Consider the following 20,832-nt stretch of genomic DNA (forward strand, 5'->3'; position numbering starts at 1 on the left):
CGCGGTCATGACCGAGCAAAAATTCGACGCCATTGTCATCGGGGCCGGCATGTCCGGCAACGCAGCAGCTTACACGATGGCAAGTCAGGGATTGAAGGTGCTGCAGTTGGAGCGCGGTGAGTATCCGGGCTCCAAGAATGTTCAGGGTGCCATCATGTATGCGGACATGCTGGAGAAAATCATCCCGAATTTTCGAGATGATGCCCCCCTCGAGCGACATCTGGTCGAGCAGCGCTTCTGGATAATGGACGACACGTCCCACACCGGAGTGCACTATCGATCAGAAGACTTCAACGAGGTCAAGCCTAACCGCTATACGATTATCCGCACCCAGTTCGACAAGTGGTTTTCGCGCAAGGTACGCGAGGCCGGCGCGACGGTTCTGTGCGAGACGACGGTGACGGAACTCGTCCGCGATACCAAGGGTAAGGTAATCGGTGTCTGCACTGACCGCGCTGGCGGAGTGGTCTTTGCGGACGTCATCGTGCTAGCAGAAGGTGTTAACGGACTGCTTGGCACGCGGGCCGGCCTTCGCGAGAGCCCGAAGCCGGAAACCGTGGCGCTTGCCGTCAAGGAAATGCATTTTCTGCCCGAAGAGGTCATTGAGCAGCGGTTTGGCCTCAAGGCCGATGAAGGCTGCGTGATTGAGGCGGCGGGGACGATCTCCCGCAGCATGGCCGGGCTCGCCTTCCTCTACACCAACAAGGAATCGGTCTCACTCGGCATCGGCTGCCTCGTCTCCGCTTTTACCTCGACCATGGAGAGTCCTTACGTCCTCCTCGATGCTTTCAGAAACCACCCTTCCATCCGGCCGCTGATCGAGGGCTCGGAGGTCAAGGAATATGCCGCGCATCTCATTCCCGAAGGCGGCTACAAGGCGATTCCGCAGCTCTTCGGCGATGGTTGGGTGGTAGTAGGCGATGCCGCGCAATTGAATAACGCCGTTCACCGCGAGGGCTCGAACCTTGCCATGACCTCCGGCCGCATCGCCGGCGAGGCAATCGTCCAACTCAAAAGCCGCATGGATCCAATGACCAAGCAGAATCTTGCCCTCTACAAAACTATGCTGGACGAGTCCTTCGTAGTCAAAGACCTAATCAAATACAAAGACATGCCAGCTCTGCTCCATACCAATTCCCGCAATTTCTTCATGACCTACCCACAGCTGATGTCGAAGGCCGCACAGAACTTCATGCGGGTCGATGGCACCCCGAAACTCGAGAAGGAAAGGGCGACTATTGCTGACTTCATCAGGGCACGGTCGCGCTGGGGTCTGGTCAGCGACGCAGTCCGCCTAGCATTCGCCTGGCGTTGACGGAGAGACGAGATGACGACTATAGTGACGAAGTTACGCGTCGAGGACAAGCTTTATCAGAACCGTTATCTGGTTGACTCAGGGCGCCCCCATATCAAAGTGAGACCGCACGAGAGGCCTAGCGCGACCCTACTGGCGCTCACCCGCGTCTGCCCGGCCAAATGCTATGAGTTGAACGACAGGGGCCAAGTGGAGATTGCCGCCGACGGTTGTATGGAGTGCGGCACCTGCCGGATACTCTGCGAGGCCAGCGGTGAAATTACGTGGAATTATCCGCGTGGCGGCTTCGGCGTCCTCTTCAAGTTCGGATGACTGGTGTACGTATTGTTTCAAGAGCGTGAACCGGGAGACACCCGCAATTGCGATGAAACACCGCGCAAAAATTTGCTAAGAGCGCTCTCCCCGTATAAGAACTGTCTCCTAATCTAAGATGGGCGCCAGAAGATCATGTTGTTGTAACTCACAATCCAAATGGTACTTAGGGGGACCATCCTAGATAAGCCCTGAAGGATTTCCATCACCCACATGCTGCGGGATCGGGTCTATGAAGTAGGACCGCGGAACACCCGGCCTGAACCAACGATCAAAGCCATGTACAAAGCAGATCAATTGCTCACGGGAATCTACGAGATATCGGAGGTCCTAACTGCCCCAAACCGGCTGGAGATCACGCTCGCCAATGTCGTGGGAATCCTCCCCTCGTTTCTACGAATGCGTCACGGAGCAATCCTCGTCGTGGATGCTGAAGGAGAGACAGAGATTGCCGCTACTGCTGGCAATACCCACTCGCTTCAATCAGGCACTCGTTACGTCATACCGCAGGCTGCAGTCAACGAAATCGTCGCTACGGGGACGCCGCTCGTCATCCAGGATGTCCGCAAGTCCGAACTATTTCAGGTCGACTTTCAATCGTCTTCAAGCGGGGAGCCCCTTGCAATTACCTTTATCGGCGTTCCGATAAAGGCTGAGCACAAGATCCTTGGGACATTGTCGATCGACCGCGTCGCGGATGGCACCACCAGCGTCCGTGATGACGAGGAAGTAGGCTTCTTGACCATGGTCGCCAACCTAATCGGGCGGACCATCCGCCTCCATCGCACCCTGAGCATGGATGGGCAGCGGCTTACCGGAGAGACACGAACACCAGAGAAAGCACTCGACAAGGAAAGGACCGTGCCCGCCCGGCATCATCGTGCCAAACTCGACTGGATTATCGGTGAAAGTCCCGCAGTCAAGCAGGTGCTCGAAACCGTTTCGGTAGTAGCACAGACGAATACCAGTGTGCTTCTGCGGGGTGAAAGCGGCACCGGGAAGGAATTCTTCGCACAGGCCATCCATAAGCTTTCACCGCGGGCGAATAAGGCTTTCGTCAAATTGAACTGCGCTGCACTGCCTGAAACTATTCTGGAATCGGAGCTATTCGGGCATGAAAAAGGTGCCTTCACCGGGGCTATCTCGCAACGCGCCGGCCGTTTCGAGTTAGCGAACGGTGGAACCCTGCTTCTTGATGAAATCGGCGAGATTTCGCCTGCCTTTCAAGCCAAACTGTTGCGCGTCTTGCAGGAAGGTGAGTTGGAGCGAGTCGGCGGCACCAGGACGCTAAAGGTCGACGTCCGGCTCATATGCGCCACCAATAAGGACCTTGAGACGGCTGTCGTGAACGGGGAGTTTAGGGCCGACCTCTATTACCGAATTAATGTGGTGCCGATTGTCCTACCACCGCTTCGAGAGCGACCCGGCGATATTCCACGCCTCGCGAGAGCCTTCCTCGACCGGTTCAACAGGGAGAATCATCGCGAGCTCGCCTTCGCGGCGTCGGCGCTCGACCTGGTCTCGCAATGCTACTTCCCTGGCAACGTCCGCGAACTGGAGAACTGTGTGAGAAGGACGGCTACACTTGCGCATTCGAGGACGATCACTCCGTCGGATTTCGCCTGCCAGAACAGCCAGTGCCTTTCTGCACTCATCTGGAAAGGACCTAACCGTTGGAATGGCGGCAGAGCCATCAACGAGCTCGCCCACGGCACCATTATGCCGGCTGGATTGCCGTTGCCGGTTAAGCGAACTGGCGCTACGGAGGGCGATGTGCCGGCCGATGATGCTTGCGAACCGGACGGTCTCGCTCGCCCGATAGTGGGCTCGCGCCTTACGGAACGCGACCGGCTAATCGACGCAATGGAGAAGGCCGGTTGGGTTCAGGCCAAGGCGGCGCGTATTCTCGGCCTCACGCCGCGGCAAGTCAGCTATGCTCTGCGCCGGCAGCAGATCGAGGTGAAGAAGTTCTAAACGTCCTGGCGACGTCAGACGCCAGACTGGAGATGCACCTAATGGGATGGTCCGGCCGTGCTCCTGCCCCGCTTGTTCGTAAGCTGTGGGGCTTTGAGCCACGCAAGGGGCACGTCCCATGTCACGGTCTTCTTCCTCTTCCGCCATTGCCACGCTCGGTATCGATCTGGGCAAGAACAGCTTTCACCTCGTCGGCCAGGATAAGCGCGGTTCCATCGTGCTGCGGATCAAGCTCTCCCGCGCCCAGCTCACGCAGCGGCTGGCCACCATCCCACCGTGCCTGATCGGCATGGAAGCCTGCGCCGGGGCTCACCACATCCGCCGCCTGCTCCAGGCACTGGGTCACGAGGTACGCCTGATCCCGGCTCAATACGTCAAACCCTTCCTCAAGGGGCACAAGAATGACTACCGTGATGCCGAAGCCATCGCAGAGGCGGTGCAACGGCCCACCATGTCGTTCGTGGCGATCAAGACGCCGGACCAGATGGATCTGCTTGCCCTGCACCGCGTGCGCTCGCGCCTGGTCAGCCAGCGCACGGGCGTCACCAACCAGATCCGCGGCTTCCTGCTCGAGCGCGGCATCACCGTACGCCAGGGGCTTGCGCCCTTGCGTCAGGCCCTGCCAGGCATCCTGGCTTCGTCCTCTGATGCCCTGTCGCTGCGCATCGTTCATCTCATCGCCGATCTGGCTGAGGATTGGCGTCAGCTCGACGAGCGCATTGCCCATGTCTCGGCCGAGATCGAGGCGCTGGCCGCCCAAGACGAGCACTGCCGACGCCTAATGAGCGTGCCAGGTGTCGGGCCGATCATCTCCAGTGCCGTGGTGGCGGCGATCGGCACCGGGGCCGGGTTCAAGCAGGGGCGGGACTTCGGCGCCTGGCTCGGGCTGGTGCCCAAGCAGGAGTCGACCGGCGACCGCACCATCCTGGGCAAGATCTCCAAACGCGGCAACAAGTACCTGCGGACGCTGTTCGTGCCGGCAGCCCACATTGTTCTGGTGCGCCGCCCCCATGGAGCGAAGCTCGGCCTGTGGCCCTGGATAGAGGCTGCGGGACGGCGGCTGCATCGCAACATGCTGGTGATTACGCTCGCCAACAAGCTCGCCCGCATCGCCTGGGCGGTGCTGGCCCGCGGACATGCCTACCAGCCGAGGAGTGCTTCCCATGCCGTCTGAGGTGATCTTGCCCGTGAGCCTTTCCGGAACGGGTTCGCATGAACCATCAACCCTGAGGGTCGAACGATGACAGCCTTCCGATAACCGGCAGTTTCCCGCCGAGGTCTGCGAGAGGATGAAGGAGATGGACGAACGGTCTGCCCGGCGCAACCACAGGACTGGGTGCCATGATGGCCCATTGAGGTCTTGCAGCTAGCGAGTCTTGGATGCGCGCGGATACCCATGCTGGCCCGGAGCTGAGGCTCCACACCGAGGCCGAATACATTGATGCAGCTCTCACGTTTGTCACTCTGCCAACATCTTGCGACGCACGGCCGGACCATACATTGTGGCATTGGAGGTGCCTGAGACACCGGGCCTATCGCAATCCGATTCGCCTGTACATTGTCGAGATCCTGACGAAATGGTGTCGGAGCAAACCAGCAGAATCGGACATGAAAAGCTAACACACTGAACTAAATCCGCTTTTGAACTGGCGTGGCTCTTGCGTGCTGAACTGTCACGTTCACCCAAAACGGAGCCGTTTGATGTCCGTACCGCCGATTTCGCTTGAAAGCCTGACCAGCACGACATCGTTCGACCAATTGTTGACAAACGCAGTATCCATTGGCTGCGCACCTTCACCCTGTGGCTCGTCCGAAAAGCCGGACGACGTGAATCCAGCTATCTGGGAGAAGATCAAGGATCACCCCTGCTTTTCAGAAGAGGCGCACCACTATTTCGCACGCATGCACGTCTCCGTCGCGCCAGCCTGTAATATCCAATGCAATTACTGCAATCGCAAGTATGACTGCGCCAATGAAAGCCGGCCTGGGGTCGTCTCGGAAAGACTGACGCCAGACCAAGCGTTACGCAAGGTGATCGCGGTCGCCAACGAAGTGCCTCAGCTTTCCGTTCTCGGCGTCGCCGGACCCGGCGATGCCTGTTACGACTGGAAGAGGACAAAGGCCACCTTGGGGCTGGTCGCAAGGGAACTTCCCGACATCAAGATGTGCATCTCCACCAATGGGCTCGCGCTGCCGGATCATGTCGCCGAGCTTGCCGACATGAATGTCGATCACGTGACGATCACCATCAACATGGTCGACCCGGACGTCGGAGCAAAGATATATCCGTGGATATTTTACGACCACCGTCGCTACACCGGCATCGAAGCTTCCCGGATCCTGCACGAGCGGCAGATGCTTGGCCTGGAGATGCTGACGGCGCGTGGTATCCTTACCAAGATCAACTCGGTTATGATCCCCAGCGTCAACGACGAGCACCTGATCGAGGTGAACAAGTGGGTCAAGGAGCGTGGCGCGTTCCTGCACAACGTCATGCCGTTGATTTCCGACCAAGCGCACGGGACGTATTACGGCTTGGCCGGGCAGCGCGGCCCGAATGTGATGGAGCTGAAGGCCCTTCAAGACCGTCTGGAAGGGGGCGCCAAGTTGATGCGCCATTGCCGGCAGTGTCGGGCCGATGCCGTCGGCCTGCTCGGCTCCGATCGCGGACAGGAATTCACGCTTAGCGAGATTCCCAGCGAGGTCACTTACAACGGCAAGCGCGGGGCGTACCGCGAGGTGGTCGCCGGGGAGCGCGGAGCACACGTCGCGGCCAAGGTTGCGGCGGCCGCTGCAGTCAAGGCAGCGGGCTCCCGAAAGTCGCTTCTCGTGGCAGTGGCAACTAAAGGAGGCGGCCGCGTCAACGAACACTTCGGGCATTCAAAGGAACTCCAGATTTATCAGGCCTCACCGGAGGGGATCAAGCTCGTCGGGCATCGCAAGATTGCACAATATTGCCACGGCGGCTGGGGCGAGGACACAACTCTCGACGACGTCATCGCTGCGCTTGAAGGCATAGACATCGTGCTGTGCGCTAAGATCGGAGATTGCCCCAAGGATCAGCTCACGGCGGCCGGAATTCGAGCAACGGACGCTTACGGCTATGACTACATCGAGACCGCGATCAGCGCACTTTACATCGCTGAACTCGGTGTAGAGCCACTGGCGGCGATTGCCTGAGCCGTCTCATACCATCCGAAATAGGAGAAAAGAATGGCCTTTAAGATCATCGCATCCCAGTGCACTCAGTGCGGTGCCTGCGAATTCGAATGTCCATCCGCCGCGATCAAGTTCAAGGGTGATACCTACGTGATCGATCCAGACAAGTGCACCGAATGTAAGGGGGCATTCGATATACAGCAATGCGCCTCGGTATGTCCGGTGCCGAAGACCTGCGTTGCCAGCGGATCATCAATTTGACTACTAGCACGGCTAGGGTCATCTCCTAAGGATGACCTTAAACCTCCCTATTGGCAACCTGCAGCCGCCAGAAAGGAACGGCCATGGACCTCGGACGCGAACAGGAGGTCGAAATCCGCAAGCCCCCAGAATTTGTGCTGGGTGAGCGGGTTCGTGCCAGGATCCACATAAAGAATGACGGCACTTATCCTGGTAGAGAGATCGGCGAACACCTAGTGCGGAAGGGCGACGAGGGTTATGTGCGCGATATCGGCACCTTCCTCCAGCAGTTCTACATTTATGCGGTCGAATGGGTCGGTCGCGGTACCGTCGTCGGCATGCGTGCCCGTGAACTAATAAGTCTCAGTAAAGGCCCCCTGACAGCGCCGAAGTTACTGCAGGGTCGAGCGAAGGAACAGCCAGATGAAGATCATGATCCGTAGATCCAGCGCCGGCTTGTCGGCGTACGTTCCCAGGAAAGATCTCGAAGAGCCGATCATCAAGGTTGAAAATGAAAACCTGTGGGGCGGGACCGTAACGCTCAGGAACGGCTGGCGATTTGTCCTGCCCGACCTCCCTCGGGAGACGCGTCTGCCGATCACCGTCGAGGCGAGGAAGATTTCAAATCAGGACTGATGCTGTGGGTTGACAGGACGAAAACGGTAAGATGATACGAGCATGAAAACGATACTGACCTCTGGCCATCTCTTTCTCATTAGGAACCGTGATGCCGGGCAGTCACCCGACCTTGTATCGATGGAAACAGAAGTACGGCGGCCTCACCCTCGACAAGGAGATGCTTTCAGAGGCCATCCGCCCAAAACTATGACGCCTGCTCGGGGCCGGGAGATCGTCGACTTCGTGCGGACTGTCTTTCGGGTGTCGATCCGCCGGGCCTGTCGGGCCGTACCGGCGCCGCGCTCGACGTATCACTACCGCTCCCGCCGCCCCGAGCAGGCTGCTCTCCGCAAACGCATCCGCGGGGTCGCTGAAGCGCGCGTGCGCTACGGCTACCGCCGGATCTGGATCGCGCTCCGGCGCGAAGGCTGGCCGATCAATGCCAAGCGCGTCTACCGGCTCTACACGCTCGAGGGATTACCATGCGCCACAAACCACCCCGGCGACGGGTTGCGGCCAAGATCCGCGAGGACCGCTCACCGGCTACCGCCCCCAATTAAGTCTGGGCGATGGACTGGATGTACGATCGGCTCTTCGACGGGCGGCGCATCTGGGTCCTGACGATGCTCGACACCTGGAGCCGGATCTGTCCCGTGCTTCGGGTGTGCCGGATCGCCACCGCATGGGAGGTGATCTCAGCCCTGGACGAGGCGGTGCGGCGGTTTGGGAAGCCCAAAACTATCCGGGTTGATCAGGACTGCCAGTTCACCTCGCGCGAGCTCGACCTGTGGGCCTATTCGCATGGGGTGGCGCTCGACTTCAGCCGGCCCGGCAAGCCGACCGATAACGCCTACATCGAATCCTTCAATGCCCGGGTTCGCGCGGAATGCCTGAATCAGAATTGGTTCAGGGATCTGGACGACGCGCGCCGGAAGGTGGAGGATTGGCGGGTTGATTACAACGAAGTGAGACCGCATAGCGCAATCGGTGATAGGCCACCGATGGCTTTGCTCCACCAGGCCTTAGGCGCGCCTGAGGCTGTTCCAGGACCGTAGATTCTCCCACGATCCGGTCCAACTTCGGGGATGCAGCGTTCCATCGAAACAATCAATTTTACCACTCTTTTGGAATGTTGCATAGACAGCAGCACCTGACGCGCACCGAACGGGCCACTGCTTCCGTCGCGTGACGGGTGACCCAAAAAGGGCCTGACAAGAGGAAGACTTCGCAAGCACTCTGAGGTGCGATGGAGACTATGCCGGGACATGAGTTGCAACTAGTCAATTCTATGCAACCAGGAGCCCTTGATCAGGCACCCAAACGCGATGAGGGGCAATTTTCGCGACGCGGCTCCGTTGAGTGATGGCGCCGTGTCCGCGTTGAAACGTGTGATAGGAAGGAACATGAGGGCAGACCAACTTACGAAGCAAATCAACGCCAACATTGAGAATCATACTGAGTCGTCCCACCGGGCGACTTCGGCTGCAGCTATATCGGAAAGCGGCGCGATAACTACCGCCACAGAAATGCCCCCGCTCGGCCTCGATTTGCTGGGTTTGCGTTACTCGACCGCCGTCCCGCGCGGCGGAGGCTGGGGCGGCCGTCGAGTACAGCATCCCCCTCCTGTGCTATGGCACAGCGGCTGGCGGCCTCCTCGGCGACAAATGGCTCGACGGACCGGAACCGCCGGAGCAACTGGAGAATCGTTCGTTGGCGAAGTACGGCATCATCGACGACCTCGGCGGCTGGGACCTGTTCCAGGCCTTTTTGACGATGCTACACCAGGTCGCGGATCCTCATGGGACCGACGCCGTCACGGTCGCTAGCGCTGCGATGCTCGAGCGACCAGGCGTGGCGACTGTCATCATCGGTACGCGACCGCTCTCATCTGGTCTCGAACGTCGCCATCTCTGGCCTCGCCCTGACCGCCGAGGACGTCGACCTTATCACCGAAGCGCTGGCGGAAGCGAGGGAGCCTGAAGGCAATGTCTAGGGGCTGGAGCGCGACGACCAGAACGGCAGTCGCGCCCGCGAATTGTGGTTAACTTGAAGCCCGGTACACGGATGTAAGTTGGAGAAAGTTGAATGAGAAAAGCCTCACCTTCTAAGCTAATGTTCGGCATCTTCGATCATTTGGACGAGAACGGTAGCGCCATTGCACAACAATACGCCGACCGCCTCAGGCTGACAGAAGCTTGTGACGGACTCGGCTTTTACGCTTACCATCTAGCGGAGCATCATTGTTCGCCACATGGTAGGGCCCCGTCGCCGAATCTGTTCTTGTCGAGCGTCGCACAGCGTACCCGGCAGATTCGCGTCGGCCCACTGGTCATGCTGCTTAGCCTTCATCATCCGCTACGTGCATTTGAGGAGATCTGCATGCTCGACCAATTGAGTGGTGGCAGGGTCGAGATGGGTATAGGGCGCGGCTCTCTTCCGACCGAGTTAAGTTACTTCGGGATAGGTGCGGACGCGGTGCCAGAACGCTATCTTGAAGCGAGCAAAATTCTAACGGAGGCGATGAGGGGCGGCACCCTTTGCTATCAGGGTCACCATTTTCAGCTAGACAACGTCCCGTTGACACTGAGGCCTCATCAACGCCCGCACCCGCCGATATGGATCGCCACCAACCGACCAGAGTCTGCGCGCTGGGCCGCTTCAAACGGCGCAAATATTGCATGTGTAGGACCCGCGTCGTTTGTTCGCAAGATTACTGAAGCATATCGTGCCGAGGGAGGACTCAATACGGGCATGGACGGCCAGCCACCATTTCTTGGATTGCTTCGCATGATTGTCGTCGGGCAGTCTGAAAACCATGCATACTCGCTGGCGGCTCCTGCTTTCGAACGATGGCTTGAAAACTTCAAATTCCTGTACCACCGCAACGCAATTCCCGTTCCACCAAATCTGCCCCCGACTTTCGAGGCCGCAATCGAGAGCGAATTGTGCGTGGTAGGAACGGCGGCTTCTGTGCGACAGGCTCTGTTTGATCAGTTGGAAGAGGCGGGAGCCAACTATCTTCTTTGCCAGGTCGCGTTTGGCGATCTGCCCTTCGACATCTCACTTTTAGCAGCAATGACCATCAAATCCGAATTGATGGACCGAACTGCATGAGTGCGATCATCCCCGAAGAGGCTATCTAGAAAGGCCGTTTCTTCGCCTTGTTGCATGGATCGGCAGGATCCGTACCCGAAGTCGGATACGATAGGAGATCGTCCTCCTTTTCTTGCTCTCGGATGTGTACCTTGCCGTTCACAGACAATGCAACTCGCTAGAGCATCGGACCGGAAACCTGACTCCTGGGCTTCTGTACGAGACCGATCTGTGATTCACTTGCTGGACCGGGAGATGGATCATGGGTCGCTGCTATTCTCTCGATCTGCGGGTGCGGGTGGCTGGCTTTGTCGAGGCGGGCTATTCCTGCCACGCGGCAGGCCAGCACTTTGCCGTCAGCGAGAGCTTCGCCATCACGCTGGTGCGGCGCACGCGGGACACCGGTTCGCCGGCGCCGGCCCGTCAGGGCCGGCAGCGAGCACGGATGCCGATTCCTCCGGACGTCGGCGCAGCCATCGTTTCCTACTTGCGGAATGGCCGCCCGACCTCACCGTGTCGCCGGCTGTTTCTTCGCACATTGGCGCCCCATGTCGGCTTCGCCTCCGGCTGTGCCATCACGATGGTCGCCAAGATGGCGCTCGAGCGTGCCGGGATCAGCGGCTACGCCCACCAAGGGGCCCATATCTTCCGCCACAGCCTTGCCACCGAGCTTCTCCGCTCCGGCGCGACATTGGCGGAGATTGGCCAATTGCTTCGGCATGAGAGCCACGACACGACGCGCATCTACGCGAAGGTGGACATCGAGACGCTTCGGACACTAAGCCTTCCCGGGCCGGGAGCTGTGCAATGACCCGTCTACGGTCCGCACTTGAGCAGTATCTGAACATGCGCCAGGGCCTCGGCTACAAGTACGAGCATCAGGCGCGGCGGCTTGCCGACTTTGTCTCCTTCATGGAGCGCCACAAAGCCGCAACCATCACCACAAAGCTGGCCGTAGCCTGGGCGACCCTGCCAGCCGATCGACACGCATCTTGGACCTTGCGCTTGACCGATGTGCGCGGCTTCGCGCGCCATCTCGCGAACATCAATCCCGAGACGGAGGTGCCGCCTGTGGGGATCTTGCCGCCCCTGAAGCGCGCCAAACCCTATGTCTATAGTGAGGTGGAGATCGACGCGCTCTTGACGGCGGCGCTGGCCCTGCCGCCGGCAAACGGTCTGCGACGATGGACCTATTACTATCTGTTCGGGTTGATCGCGGTGACAGGCATCCGTCTGTCCGAGGCGATCGGGCTTTGCCGCGATGGTGCCGACCTGGACGAGGGCGTGCTGACAATCCGGCAGAGCAAGTTCGGCAAGTCGCGCCTTGTGCCCTTGCATGCGACAACTTGCGCGGCTCTCCGCAGCTACGCCCAGCGGCGGGAGGCTCATCTTGGATCGGACTGCGGGTCGCACTTCTTTGTGGCCGAGCGCGGCGGCCGCTTGCTCCACCAATATGTCCATCGTGCCTTCTGGCGTTTGTCGCGTGAGATTGGATTACGATGTGCGGGCGATCGCACGGGGCCTCGCGTGCACGATTTTCGGCATCGTTTCGCGATCCGGACGCTTTTCGGCTGGCATCGCGAGGGGTTCGATGTCGAGCAGCGGCTCCCGATGCTCTCCACCTACCTCGGTCACGCCTGCGTGCGCGACACCTATAGGTACCTGTCGGCCTGTCCGGAGTTGATGGAAGCGGCAGCACGGCGCCCCGACCAGCGGTGGGAGGCCAAGCCATGAAGCAGAGCTGCAATGTCGCTCCCCTAATCGAGCGCTACTTCACCGGACGGCTCATGCGCCAGCGCAACGTCATTGCCAACACGATCGCATCGTACAGAGTCACGTTCCGGCTGCTGTTCAAGTTTGCACAGGTGCGGCTCCGTAAGCCGCCGTCCGCGTTGGCCATCGATGATCTTGATGCACCGGTCATGAGCGCGTTTCTCGCTGATCTCGAGACGAAGCGAGGCGCCAGCGCGAGGACGCGCAATCTGCGCTTGACGGCCATTCGTTCCTTTTTCCGGTTCGTGTCCTTCGAGGAGCCGGCGCGCATGCGCCCAACACGCTGCCTCAGTCGCCGGGCCGATCGCACGACCCGGTTCATACAGGTCCGAAGCCGGAATAGGCGTCCGCCTGCAGAAAGCCACTATAGCTCTTCAGGAACGATTGCGGGTGCTCACCCTTGCGATCGGGCGAGTAGAAATACACGGCCGCCGACGGATCCGCCCCGGCAATGGGCGGTCATCACGCACCACGGTCCAGAGCCGGCCGGCCTTCGCATTGCCTTTGGCCAGCACCGGCACCGGTGTGTCGTCGGCGTGCAGCCACTCAGCCATTATTACTTGGTCGGCGATTAGCGCACTCAAAGGTTGGGCTGCGACCGTAACAGCGCCCATCCAATCACACAGGGTGGAAACACAGCCGCGACTTGTATCTGTGAGAGTATGCCAAAGACGTGACGCTGGACTTCTCCCGCCCCGGCAAGCCCACCGACAATGCTTATATTGACGCCTTCAACGGCCGCTTTCGGGCCGAGTGCCTGAACCAGCACTGGTTCCTGACGCTTGCCGACGCCCACGAAAAGATGGAGGATTGGCGCAGATACTACAACCTGCATCACAACACCCATCTGTCTATGTCATTGATGGAAAGAGAGTTTGTTGATCGGGATGCGGCCCGTGGGGTATTTTGCCGAGCGCTCCACTCGTTGGCCAACCTCGTTCGCCGCTGATCCATCAAGATCGGCGCGGCTGAAGATCCAGGGACCATCCGCAAGCGGATGGATGGCGGTAATCTCACCACGCTCGGCGGCCAGCCTGAGTCGCATCATTGGGTCGGCGCCAGATCACATCGCCGTTGGGCTGCCGGGCCGGCAGATCGAACCCGTGCTCGTGGAGCCACAGCAGAGCCTGGCGGGCGCTGCCCAATTCCGCCACCTTGTCGAACACCAGCACGATCGCGTCCTGCACCCGCTGGTCCGGATCCTTCTCCCAGCGGTCGCCAGCCTTCACGAACCCGACCGGCGCCGTGACGAGGAGTTCACCGCGTTTGGCTTTCTCGTAGCGCGCCGTGAGCGAGCGCTGACGCAGGAGATCGAGTTCATACTCATTGAGGGAACCCTTGAGCCCGAGCAGCAACCGATCGTTGCCCTGCCGCGGGGCATAGACCGTCTCCTGGTCAATCAGCACCGTGTCGACCACGCGGCACATCTCGATCAGTTGCTGCCAAACGCGGCTGTTGCGGGCAAAGCGCGACACCTCGCGGGCGGCCACGGCGCCGACTTTGCCGAGGCAGACCTCGGCCACCATGCGCTCGAAGCCGGCGCGGGCGGTGGTGCCGGCCGCTGACCGCCCAAGGTCGTCGTCGACGGTTTCGATTTGCGCCCAGCCCAGCATGGTCAGCCGATCCCGCATGGCGTACTGCAGGGTGCTGCTCTCGCGATTATGCAGAACCTGATGAGCGGAGGACTGGCGAACATAGAGGATCGCCTTGCGCTCCAGATGGTGGGGCTGGATCTTGTCAGTCATGATCGCGCTCCTCTGCCTGTCCCGGACGGCCGTTGCGGACGTGTTCGAGGATCAGGCGAACCATCAGGTTCGTCAGCGCCTGCTGCGTCTCCGCAGGCAGGGTCTGCCAGTCTGGCATCCGCGGCTGGCCGCCGTCGCCTGGCTGGGCAAACAGGTCGAACTGCTCTGGTCTGGACCGAAGGATATGATGAGGGCTGCTCTGGCGTCGCATGGGCCTCTCCCCGATTCCCGTCGTGAGAGATCCAGTTTGCCGCCGCAGCCATAGGAGTCGACGGTGCTCGCTTCAACACATCAGCCAGCAGCGCCATCAAAGCCTGGATTGCGGCGATCTCCACCTGAGGAGCGAGCTCAACCCGCATCGGCGCGCACACGGCTCAATCGAGCATCCAGAGAGGGAGTTCCAATCTGCGGGACGGATCACCCTCGTGGCGGCAGCGAACACAATCGCCAGCGGCCTTCTCGACGATCTCATCAAGCTGGACGATGCACCCGGCCCAGGGATGCCACGGATACAGAACCTCGCGCTCTTCGGTCCTGTGGGCGTTCCGTCGTCGCTTTGTACAATGAGGATCGGCCACATGGGGCGCTTGGGCATAAGCCGCCGATCTCACTGCTGAATCACGGCAGAACAGCCAGCCTGCCGCCGTGAGAAAGGCCGGAAATCTCTAGCCTCCGGCGATCCGAAGGAGGGGCCCGGCCCAGTCCACGAATCCCTCGACCGTCTGCGGAACTCGGACGGGATTGCATCTGACGCTCTCGCTCCTCTGCCCAAATTTGCCGAGAAACAAGACAAAGAGCTGTGCGATCCGTCGGGAGATGGAACGGGCACCAACTCCCGCCCGCCGGATGGCGACGACTGGAATGACATCCAAGAGGAGGTGATAGCCGTAACGGCAGGACTGAAACATGTGGCCGATGCACTGGTCGCGTCCTCTCCATTAGATCCGAAGGGTCTCAGCGACCATGATCTCTGCCGTATCCTCGAAGAAATGCGCCGCCGTGGCTGGGCGGTTGCTGCTTATGACGTCAGCGACGTCGAGGCTCTATCAGCGACGAGGTCGATCGGGCTCCTACCGACGAAGCGATCCGAACCTGGTTGAACGAAAACCAGGAAGAGCTTCAGCACGGCATGTGTGCGGCCATGCACGAGGCAGTTAACGCCGAGTGGAACCGGACTGAGGACTGAGTCCTAAGTGGTGCATCCGGGAAGTCATGCGGCCCTCGGCAGGAGGGCGACGCCGGGGGAGCGGCGGGACCGATGGCGGCGCCGCTGAGCCCAGACGAAGGGATGGCGGTGTGCATTCCAGTAGATCGTCGAGCGGCGGATCGCATCGACGATCTCGTCCCAGGTCTCAAAGCGCCGGCCCGCCAACGCCAGCGAGCGCAGGATCTTCCACCACGGCTCGATCAGGTTGAGATAAGCCGCGTATTTGGGCTGGAACACCATCTCCCAGCGCGGATGCGCCACCAGAAACAGCAGCACGTCCGTGGTGCGATGCAAACTCAGGTTTTCCATGATCGCGTAGACCCGCTTGGTCGTGCGCGGGATCCAGGTCTCAGCGTGCTCCAGGAAGTCGACCCAGTGCGCGCCGCCGCGACCAGGATAGGGATGCGTGAAGGCCTCGCCCGTGGCCGGGCAAAAGGCCCCAAAGATGTAGCCCTTGGCGCGCCGACCATAGTCGATCTCCTGCTTCGCCCGTTCGGCCGGTCGCGTTCGGCTCTGCACCAGCGCACGGCCTGCATAACTCTTGGCGCTCACCGGTCCCATCTCGTCCAGGCAGATCACACAACTGCCCGCAGGAGGCACCGTGTAGAGGGTTTCGATCGCCCCCTTTTTTCGCGAATTCCGGATCGACCCGCTCGCCGAACCAGGTCTCATGCCGGCTCCAGCGCAGGCCCTCGTGGAGCAGGATCTCGTCAATGCGACTACGCTGTACCGTGATCCCCTTATGCTCGTGCAGGTAGGCGGCCAGTCGATCCAAGGTCCAGGCGGCAAACGGCAGCCCGAGCGTCTCTGGCTTGGTCAGCGCACTCGCAATCACGGTGGCGGTTTGCTCAGACGGATAGGTGGGCGGGCGTCCGGAGCGATGCCGATCCTTGAGAGCCTCCACTCCCTCTGCATTGAAGCGGTGGATGCGCTTGCGCACCGTCTCGGCATCCAGGCCCAGACGAGAGGCAATGGCAGATGCGCTTTCCCCGTGACGGGCGCGCCAGATGATTTGAGCCCGTTGCACCATCTGAGCCGGAGCGGTGTGCGCGTGAGCCAACGTCTGGACCCGTGCACACTCCTCAACGGTCAAATCCCGTAAGCAGATCGGTGTCATAGGTCACCTCCCGCCAGCAAGCCGCGATTATACCCCCTGAACATGCCGGATGCACCACTTAGCCCAGAAAGAAGCCACAGCCTGACGTCGGCCAAGCTGACCCTCGCGCCGAGAAAGACATTTTCCCGCGCCGATTTCGTTTGCCCCCTTCAACGAAGATTCCGGACCATGGCTTATCCCCCGATTGCAATTGCGAACACGCTGATCGCCCGTCATGCCGCCTCGGGCGGTATCACGCACAAGCAAATCCAGACGCTCTGCTATCTGCTCTATGGATGGTCGATCCCGATCCTGGGAAAGCCGCTCCAACCTGAGCGGCTTGCGTTGGATGATCGATGCTGGCGTGTGAGGGCGCGGGCCCGCCGCTCACTGTGGCCTCGGGCTGCTTGCACGTGGCGCACCACCGGCTTGAACTCCCACACCTGATCCGGCTCGAAGCCGACATGCTGCTTCTTCCCCCGGTAAAACCTCTGCTCCGAGATGCCTATTGATCCTCACGCGCCGGGTGTAACATAGGGCGGTGTCCGTCATCGTGAGGAGGTACGCGATGGAAGGCAACGTTTGGCGTCCGACGCATTTGACGTCGGAGCAGATGGAGGAGCGTCGCCTGGTGGCCGCGATGCTGTTGCGCGAGGGACAGCTCTCGCAGGCCGAGATCGCCCGGCATGTGGGGGTCAGTCGCGCCAGCGTCTGCCGCTGGGCCGCAACCCTCGCCCAGAAGGGCCCGCACGGTCTGGCAGCGCGCCCCAGCCTCGGGCCGCCCGCTCGGCTCGATGAGAAGGCCTGGGCTCGGTTGGGCCGGCTGCTGGATCGGGGTGCCATGGCGGCCGGCTTTGCCACCGAACGGTGGACCCTCACGCGCATTGCCGCTCTCATCGAGCGCGAGTTCGGGGTGCATTATCATCCGCGCTATCTGGAGCGGCCACTGAAGGCACACGGCTTCAGCGTGCAGCGTCCTGCCACAAGGGCGAGGGAGCGCGATGAGCTGGTGATCGCGGTCTGGCCCAAGCGGGACTGGGTGGCGCTGAAAAAAAGGCACGTCGAGAGCACCGGACGCTGGTCCTCTGGGACGAGACCGGCCACAGCTTCCGGATCCGGCCGGGCACGACCTGGGCGCGGTGCGGGCTGACCCCGGTGCTCCGTCGGGTGAGCAAGCGACGCGAGGTGTCGAGCATCGTGGCGATTACACCGGACGGACAGCTGTATGCGCGCCATTTCCGCACCTCCATCTCGAGCCGCTGTGTCATTCAGGCCCTGCGGTATGTCCGCCGCAAGATCGGCACGCCGCTGCTGGTGGTGTGGGATCGGCTCAACGCGCACCGCTCCCGAGCAACCACAGCCTTCATTGCGGCCCACCCGCAGGACTATGCGGTCGCTTATCTGCCAGCCTATGCTCCGGAGTTGAATCCGGAAGAGCAGTGCAATGCCCTCGTCAAGCGTGCCATGGCAAACGCTCTGCCCGACTCAATCAACGACCTGCATCGGCTCGCCCGTCGTGAGTTCGGCCGGCTGAAGCGTCACCCTGAGATGATCGTCCGCTTCTTCCGCCACGCAGGCCTCTACGTTACCGGCATCGCGTGAAGATCAATAGCGGCGGAGCATCAGGTCCAACCGCAGGGAAACCAATGTGTTACTTACCAGCACGCAAAGGTCTTGTGAGATGATGACCAAGCCATACGACGTGTTTCCGAGGAATGGCCGTAAGCCATTCCTCGTTCTATCGACCTACCATGCTCTGCTTTGATTATAGCGCAGAACCGCGGGCTTCTGCCCGCCGTTCAGGACCTCGGCCACGCGAGCCTGGTCCGACGGAGGCCAGAGCCACCTCGAACATTTCCTTGATCGGCTTTCCGATATCGAACAGAAACTTACCGGTGAGGACCTGAAGTTCCTTGGCGTGGTCAAAAGCCATGTCGACACGTTGCCGGGCATATTTTGACTGCAATTCAACCATTTGCGACGGCGTCCTTGCGGCAGCTAGAGCCTGTAGATGAGAGAGATCGGCATCGCTCTCGGCCTGTAGGGCTGTGATCGATCGTAGTGATAGTTCGTTGCCTGCTCGAGCCGTAGTCTCAAAAAGTTTTTCCATGACCTCTTGAGCTTCGTGAGCGCTTGAGGCAAATTTTGAAACACTGCCTGCCAGCCGTTCGCTTCCATTCCCGACAGCACGATCATGATTGCTCGCTTTGGCAGAATCTATGGTTCGGTTGTCAATCGTTTCCGTGGAGCTGTCTGTAGTCTTGGCCATGGTGTTCTCCAATGGAAAAGTGCAAGGGGCAAAAAACCTTCGTTTGGTTGCTTTCCCTTGGGTCTTGCTTCGTTTTGGCCGGCGCGTACGCCAACCCGCTAAATATTTGTTCTCTCTGGACTGCTTATTCTTGTGTTTAATCTCTGAATGACTCTCCCCCAACTCGTAACCCCAATGCCCAACAGGCTTCTGTCACGTAATGTCGTTCGCTTCTCGAAGTCTCACTCCTCGGCTGGGATCGGAAGAATCCCGATAAGATGAGCCAAAACGCTGCAAATGCGGCCGCCCCGCGATCATTACGTGCATCTCAATGATCGGTTCGCCAAGGGCGGGACCGCTCTCGTGCTCCTTTGTTTCAATTGACAACACTCTTGGCCTGACGAACTAGGTATAAGCCGTTGATCGCGAGAGTTTGCTCGCATTAGCGTGATGCTTCGGCACGGGCAGGTGAGTTGCAGATCGGCGGCTCACCAGAGCGGCCGCGAGAGCCTGAGAGACGACGTGGATCTGTTGCGCGAGGCATACATTAAATTCCTTCTTCGACTTGGCGGACGCCTGCAACTGCGGACATCCCTCCGAATGATAGGTTTCAAAATCTGTGCCACTTCGGCAGTCAGATACGAAGAATGAAATTCCGCCTTTCCCCTCCGAAGGTTAGCCCGCGATACGTTGCCGTGTGGCCGCGTATGGAGATTGACAAATGCGACGTGCAATTGTTGGGAACGTTTAACTTGAGACGATTGAAAAGCCTGTTCATCCACGCCGGCCGATCCATCTAAAGAAAGGGCAGAATTCCCCTACCTAAAGTGATCGACCTATAAAACGCGAAGACGCCAGACCGACAGAGATGTACTCCAGGAAAAGCGTCGATGGTGGCGGCGCGAGGCGGGAAAACAGCATCCGATTGATCGAGGTGCTCCGCCTCCTGTTGTTTGTAGCCCGGCTTGCCGCCTTGGGCACACCACTAGAAGGGCGGCACGCTCTATTGATCTTCACGCACCGGGTGTAACATAGGGCAGTGTCCGTCATCGTGAGGAGGTGCGCGATGGAAGGCAACGTTTGGCGACCGACGCATTTGACGGCAGAGCAGATGGAGGAGCGCGCCTAACAGCCGCGGTGCTGTTGCGCCAGGGGCAGCTCTCGCAGGCCGAGATCGCCCGGCATGTGGGGGTCAGTCGCGCCAGTGTCTGCCGCTGGGCCGCCACGCTCGTCCAGGCGGGCCCGCGCGGCCTGGCCGCGCGGCCCAACCTCGGGCCGCCCGCGCGCCTCGATGAGAAAGCCTGGACCCGCTTGAGCCGGCTCCTCGACCGAGGGGCCATCGCGGCCGGCTTTGCCACCGAACGCTGGACGCTCAACCGCATCGCGGCCGTGATCGAGCGCGAGTTCGGGGTGCATTATCATCCGCGCTATCTGGAACGGCCGCTCAAGGCGCATGGCTTCAGCGTGCAGCGTCCGGCCACCCGGGCCAAGGAGCGCGATGAGCGGGTGATCGCGGTCTGGCCCAAGCGGGACTGGGTGGCGCTGAAACAAAGGCAGGTCGGGAGCACCGGACGCTCTTACTCGTGGATGGGACGGGCCACAGCTTCCGGGCGCGGCCAGCCACGACCTGGGCCCGGCGCGGGCTGACCCCGGTGCTCCAGCGGGTGAGCAAACGATGCGAGGTGTCGAGCATCGTGGCGGTCACGCCGGACGGGCGGCTGTATGCCCGTCACTTTCGCACCAGCGTCTCAAGTGAGACCGTGATCGCGGCCCTGCGGCATTTCCGTCGCAAGGTCGGTGCGCCCCTGCGGGTGGTCTGGGATCAGCTCAATGCCCACCGCTCACGGGCGACAAGGGACTTCATCTCAGCGCATGCGCAGGATGATGCAGGGGCGTACTTGCCGGCCTATGCGCCCGAGCTGAACCCCGAGGAGCAGTGCAACGCCATCGTCAAGGGGGCCATGGCAAACGCGCTGCCCGACTCAGTCGACGACCTGCATCGGCTCGCCCGTCGCGAGTTCGGCCGCCTCAAACGTCACCCCGAGATGATCG

General features: G+C 60.5%; 23 protein-coding genes and 3 pseudogenes. 20 read left to right on the forward strand and 6 right to left on the reverse strand.

Annotation, left to right across the window (positions count from 1 at the left end; all coding sequences use genetic code 11):
• Positions 1-7 precede the first annotated feature (7 nt).
• The 15 genes and pseudogenes from DDF70_RS23920 to DDF70_RS39280 all read left to right on the forward strand — a co-directional run.
• Positions 8-1,315 carry an FAD-dependent oxidoreductase gene (locus DDF70_RS23920; RefSeq protein WP_114947338.1) on the forward strand — a complete coding sequence of 436 codons (1,308 nt, stop codon included), beginning with the start codon at positions 8-10 and terminating at the stop codon, positions 1,313-1,315.
• Positions 1,316-1,327: 12 nt separating this feature from the next.
• Positions 1,328-1,627, forward strand: a complete 300-nt coding sequence (locus tag DDF70_RS23925; protein WP_114947317.1) for a ferredoxin family protein — start codon at positions 1,328-1,330, stop codon at positions 1,625-1,627.
• 279 nt (positions 1,628-1,906) lie between these two features.
• A complete protein-coding gene (gene nifA / locus DDF70_RS23930) occupies positions 1,907-3,601 on the forward strand; it encodes a nif-specific transcriptional activator NifA (protein ID WP_170316114.1) in 1,695 nt (564 codons plus the stop codon).
• 118 nt (positions 3,602-3,719) lie between these two features.
• On the forward strand, positions 3,720-4,775 hold the full coding sequence (locus tag DDF70_RS23935) for an IS110 family RNA-guided transposase (protein WP_114947319.1): 1,056 nt from the start codon (positions 3,720-3,722) through the stop codon (positions 4,773-4,775).
• 527 nt (positions 4,776-5,302) lie between these two features.
• Complete coding sequence (gene nifB, locus DDF70_RS23940; protein ID WP_114947320.1) at positions 5,303-6,781, forward strand: nitrogenase cofactor biosynthesis protein NifB; 1,479 nt, start codon at positions 5,303-5,305, stop codon at positions 6,779-6,781.
• A 33-nt stretch (positions 6,782-6,814) separates the two neighbouring features.
• Positions 6,815-7,021 carry a 4Fe-4S binding protein gene (locus tag DDF70_RS23945; RefSeq protein ID WP_114947321.1) on the forward strand — a complete coding sequence of 69 codons (207 nt, stop codon included), beginning with the start codon at positions 6,815-6,817 and terminating at the stop codon, positions 7,019-7,021.
• Positions 7,022-7,104: 83 nt separating this feature from the next.
• On the forward strand, positions 7,105-7,443 hold the full coding sequence (locus DDF70_RS23950) for a nitrogen fixation protein NifZ (protein WP_114947322.1): 339 nt from the start codon (positions 7,105-7,107) through the stop codon (positions 7,441-7,443).
• Entirely contained in the window at positions 7,424-7,636 is a 213-nt protein-coding gene (gene nifT / locus DDF70_RS23955) for a putative nitrogen fixation protein NifT (protein WP_114947323.1), read from the forward strand. Before DDF70_RS23950 ends, nifT begins: the two co-directional genes overlap by 20 nt.
• A gap of 225 nt (positions 7,637-7,861) precedes the next feature.
• Positions 7,862-8,239 (forward strand): IS3 family transposase, encoded by a 378-nt coding sequence (locus DDF70_RS39270; RefSeq protein WP_425374107.1) that lies wholly within the window; start codon positions 7,862-7,864, stop codon positions 8,237-8,239.
• Positions 8,197-8,673, forward strand: coding sequence for an integrase core domain-containing protein (locus DDF70_RS39275; protein ID WP_425374108.1), 477 nt, complete (start codon positions 8,197-8,199; stop codon positions 8,671-8,673). Before DDF70_RS39270 ends, DDF70_RS39275 begins: the two co-directional genes overlap by 43 nt.
• 568 nt (positions 8,674-9,241) lie before the next feature.
• On the forward strand, positions 9,242-9,598 hold the full coding sequence (locus tag DDF70_RS23965) for an aldo-keto reductase family protein (protein ID WP_245435622.1): 357 nt from the start codon (positions 9,242-9,244) through the stop codon (positions 9,596-9,598).
• Between the two features lie 105 nt (positions 9,599-9,703).
• The gene (locus DDF70_RS23970) at positions 9,704-10,732 is read left to right on the forward strand and encodes an LLM class flavin-dependent oxidoreductase (protein ID WP_114947324.1); all 1,029 of its coding nucleotides are present in this window, start codon (positions 9,704-9,706) and stop codon (positions 10,730-10,732) included.
• A gap of 241 nt (positions 10,733-10,973) precedes the next feature.
• Positions 10,974-11,522: a tyrosine-type recombinase/integrase gene (locus DDF70_RS23975; protein ID WP_114947325.1), complete on the forward strand. Its 549-nt coding sequence runs from the start codon at positions 10,974-10,976 to the stop codon at positions 11,520-11,522.
• The gene (locus DDF70_RS23980; RefSeq protein ID WP_114947326.1) at positions 11,519-12,445 is read left to right on the forward strand and encodes a tyrosine-type recombinase/integrase; all 927 of its coding nucleotides are present in this window, start codon (positions 11,519-11,521) and stop codon (positions 12,443-12,445) included. The genes DDF70_RS23975 and DDF70_RS23980 overlap by 4 nt, the downstream gene beginning before the upstream one ends.
• 53 nt (positions 12,446-12,498) lie before the next feature.
• Positions 12,499-12,672: pseudogene (locus DDF70_RS39280) on the forward strand (integrase); the annotation flags it as partial.
• 186 nt (positions 12,673-12,858) lie between these two features.
• Here the strand turns inward: DDF70_RS39280 and DDF70_RS39285 are convergent.
• Entirely contained in the window at positions 12,859-13,098 is a 240-nt protein-coding gene (locus DDF70_RS39285; RefSeq protein ID WP_425374109.1) for an IS66 family transposase, read from the reverse strand.
• A 47-nt stretch (positions 13,099-13,145) separates the two neighbouring features.
• Here DDF70_RS39285 and DDF70_RS39290 point away from each other — a divergent pair.
• A pseudogene (locus DDF70_RS39290) lies at positions 13,146-13,433 on the forward strand (integrase core domain-containing protein); the annotation flags it as partial.
• Between the two features lie 64 nt (positions 13,434-13,497).
• Here the strand turns inward: DDF70_RS39290 and DDF70_RS24000 are convergent.
• The 4 genes and pseudogenes from DDF70_RS24000 to DDF70_RS38240 all read right to left on the reverse strand — a co-directional run.
• Positions 13,498-14,229, reverse strand: coding sequence for a recombinase family protein (locus tag DDF70_RS24000; RefSeq protein WP_245435621.1), 732 nt, complete (start codon positions 14,227-14,229; stop codon positions 13,498-13,500).
• Positions 14,222-14,440: a hypothetical protein gene (locus DDF70_RS24005; protein ID WP_114947327.1), complete on the reverse strand. Its 219-nt coding sequence runs from the start codon at positions 14,438-14,440 to the stop codon at positions 14,222-14,224. The genes DDF70_RS24000 and DDF70_RS24005 overlap by 8 nt, the downstream gene beginning before the upstream one ends.
• Positions 14,441-15,439: 999 nt before the next feature.
• Complete coding sequence (locus tag DDF70_RS24020; protein WP_245435623.1) at positions 15,440-16,108, reverse strand: transposase; 669 nt, start codon at positions 16,106-16,108, stop codon at positions 15,440-15,442.
• A gap of 88 nt (positions 16,109-16,196) precedes the next feature.
• A pseudogene (locus DDF70_RS38240) lies at positions 16,197-16,553 on the reverse strand (helix-turn-helix domain-containing protein); the annotation flags it as partial.
• A gap of 547 nt (positions 16,554-17,100) precedes the next feature.
• On the opposite strand from DDF70_RS38240, the gene DDF70_RS24035 reads away from it, so the two are divergent.
• Complete coding sequence (locus DDF70_RS24035; protein ID WP_114947332.1) at positions 17,101-17,682, forward strand: winged helix-turn-helix domain-containing protein; 582 nt, start codon at positions 17,101-17,103, stop codon at positions 17,680-17,682.
• Positions 17,646-18,134: a transposase gene (locus DDF70_RS24040; protein ID WP_245435624.1), complete on the forward strand. Its 489-nt coding sequence runs from the start codon at positions 17,646-17,648 to the stop codon at positions 18,132-18,134. The genes DDF70_RS24035 and DDF70_RS24040 overlap by 37 nt, the downstream gene beginning before the upstream one ends.
• A gap of 163 nt (positions 18,135-18,297) precedes the next feature.
• On the opposite strand, the gene DDF70_RS24045 is transcribed toward DDF70_RS24040, so the two are convergent.
• A complete protein-coding gene (locus DDF70_RS24045; protein ID WP_114947334.1) occupies positions 18,298-18,801 on the reverse strand; it encodes a phasin family protein in 504 nt (167 codons plus the stop codon).
• Positions 18,802-19,860: 1,059 nt separating this feature from the next.
• Between DDF70_RS24045 and DDF70_RS24050 the strand changes: the two genes are divergently transcribed.
• Complete coding sequence (locus DDF70_RS24050) at positions 19,861-20,427, forward strand: winged helix-turn-helix domain-containing protein (RefSeq protein WP_162820617.1); 567 nt, start codon at positions 19,861-19,863, stop codon at positions 20,425-20,427.
• A partial coding sequence (locus DDF70_RS24055; protein ID WP_162820618.1) for a transposase occupies positions 20,364-20,832 on the forward strand: 469 nt, incomplete at its 3' end. The genes DDF70_RS24050 and DDF70_RS24055, both read left to right, overlap by 64 nt.

Origin of the sequence: Microvirga calopogonii (assembly GCF_003347665.1) — a bacterium.
Lineage (GTDB): Bacteria > Pseudomonadota > Alphaproteobacteria > Rhizobiales > Beijerinckiaceae > Microvirga > Microvirga calopogonii.

What these genes read in the sequence shown, in the direction of transcription:
- nifA (WP_170316114.1), top strand. Translation starts at nt 1,907, where the DNA reads ATGTACAAAGCAGATCAATTGCTCACGGGAATCTACGAGATATCGGAG.
- DDF70_RS23975 (WP_114947325.1), top strand. Translation starts at nt 10,974, where the DNA reads ATGGGTCGCTGCTATTCTCTCGATCTGCGGGTGCGGGTGGCTGGCTTT.
- DDF70_RS23970 (WP_114947324.1), top strand. Translation starts at nt 9,704, where the DNA reads ATGAGAAAAGCCTCACCTTCTAAGCTAATGTTCGGCATCTTCGATCAT.
- DDF70_RS23950 (WP_114947322.1), top strand. Translation starts at nt 7,105, where the DNA reads ATGGACCTCGGACGCGAACAGGAGGTCGAAATCCGCAAGCCCCCAGAA.
- DDF70_RS24035 (WP_114947332.1), top strand. Translation starts at nt 17,101, where the DNA reads ATGGAAGGCAACGTTTGGCGTCCGACGCATTTGACGTCGGAGCAGATG.
- DDF70_RS23945 (WP_114947321.1), top strand. Translation starts at nt 6,815, where the DNA reads ATGGCCTTTAAGATCATCGCATCCCAGTGCACTCAGTGCGGTGCCTGC.
- DDF70_RS39285 (WP_425374109.1), bottom strand. Translation starts at nt 13,098, where the DNA reads ATGGGCGCTGTTACGGTCGCAGCCCAACCTTTGAGTGCGCTAATCGCC.
- DDF70_RS23920 (WP_114947338.1), top strand. Translation starts at nt 8, where the DNA reads ATGACCGAGCAAAAATTCGACGCCATTGTCATCGGGGCCGGCATGTCC.
- DDF70_RS23980 (WP_114947326.1), top strand. Translation starts at nt 11,519, where the DNA reads ATGACCCGTCTACGGTCCGCACTTGAGCAGTATCTGAACATGCGCCAG.
- nifB (WP_114947320.1), top strand. Translation starts at nt 5,303, where the DNA reads ATGTCCGTACCGCCGATTTCGCTTGAAAGCCTGACCAGCACGACATCG.
- DDF70_RS24020 (WP_245435623.1), bottom strand. Translation starts at nt 16,108, where the DNA reads ATGAGACCTGGTTCGGCGAGCGGGTCGATCCGGAATTCGCGAAAAAAG.
- DDF70_RS24045 (WP_114947334.1), bottom strand. Translation starts at nt 18,801, where the DNA reads ATGGCCAAGACTACAGACAGCTCCACGGAAACGATTGACAACCGAACC.
- DDF70_RS24000 (WP_245435621.1), bottom strand. Translation starts at nt 14,229, where the DNA reads ATGACTGACAAGATCCAGCCCCACCATCTGGAGCGCAAGGCGATCCTC.
- DDF70_RS24005 (WP_114947327.1), bottom strand. Translation starts at nt 14,440, where the DNA reads ATGCGACGCCAGAGCAGCCCTCATCATATCCTTCGGTCCAGACCAGAG.
- nifT (WP_114947323.1), top strand. Translation starts at nt 7,424, where the DNA reads ATGAAGATCATGATCCGTAGATCCAGCGCCGGCTTGTCGGCGTACGTT.
- DDF70_RS23925 (WP_114947317.1), top strand. Translation starts at nt 1,328, where the DNA reads ATGACGACTATAGTGACGAAGTTACGCGTCGAGGACAAGCTTTATCAG.
- DDF70_RS39275 (WP_425374108.1), top strand. Translation starts at nt 8,197, where the DNA reads ATGTACGATCGGCTCTTCGACGGGCGGCGCATCTGGGTCCTGACGATG.
- DDF70_RS23935 (WP_114947319.1), top strand. Translation starts at nt 3,720, where the DNA reads ATGTCACGGTCTTCTTCCTCTTCCGCCATTGCCACGCTCGGTATCGAT.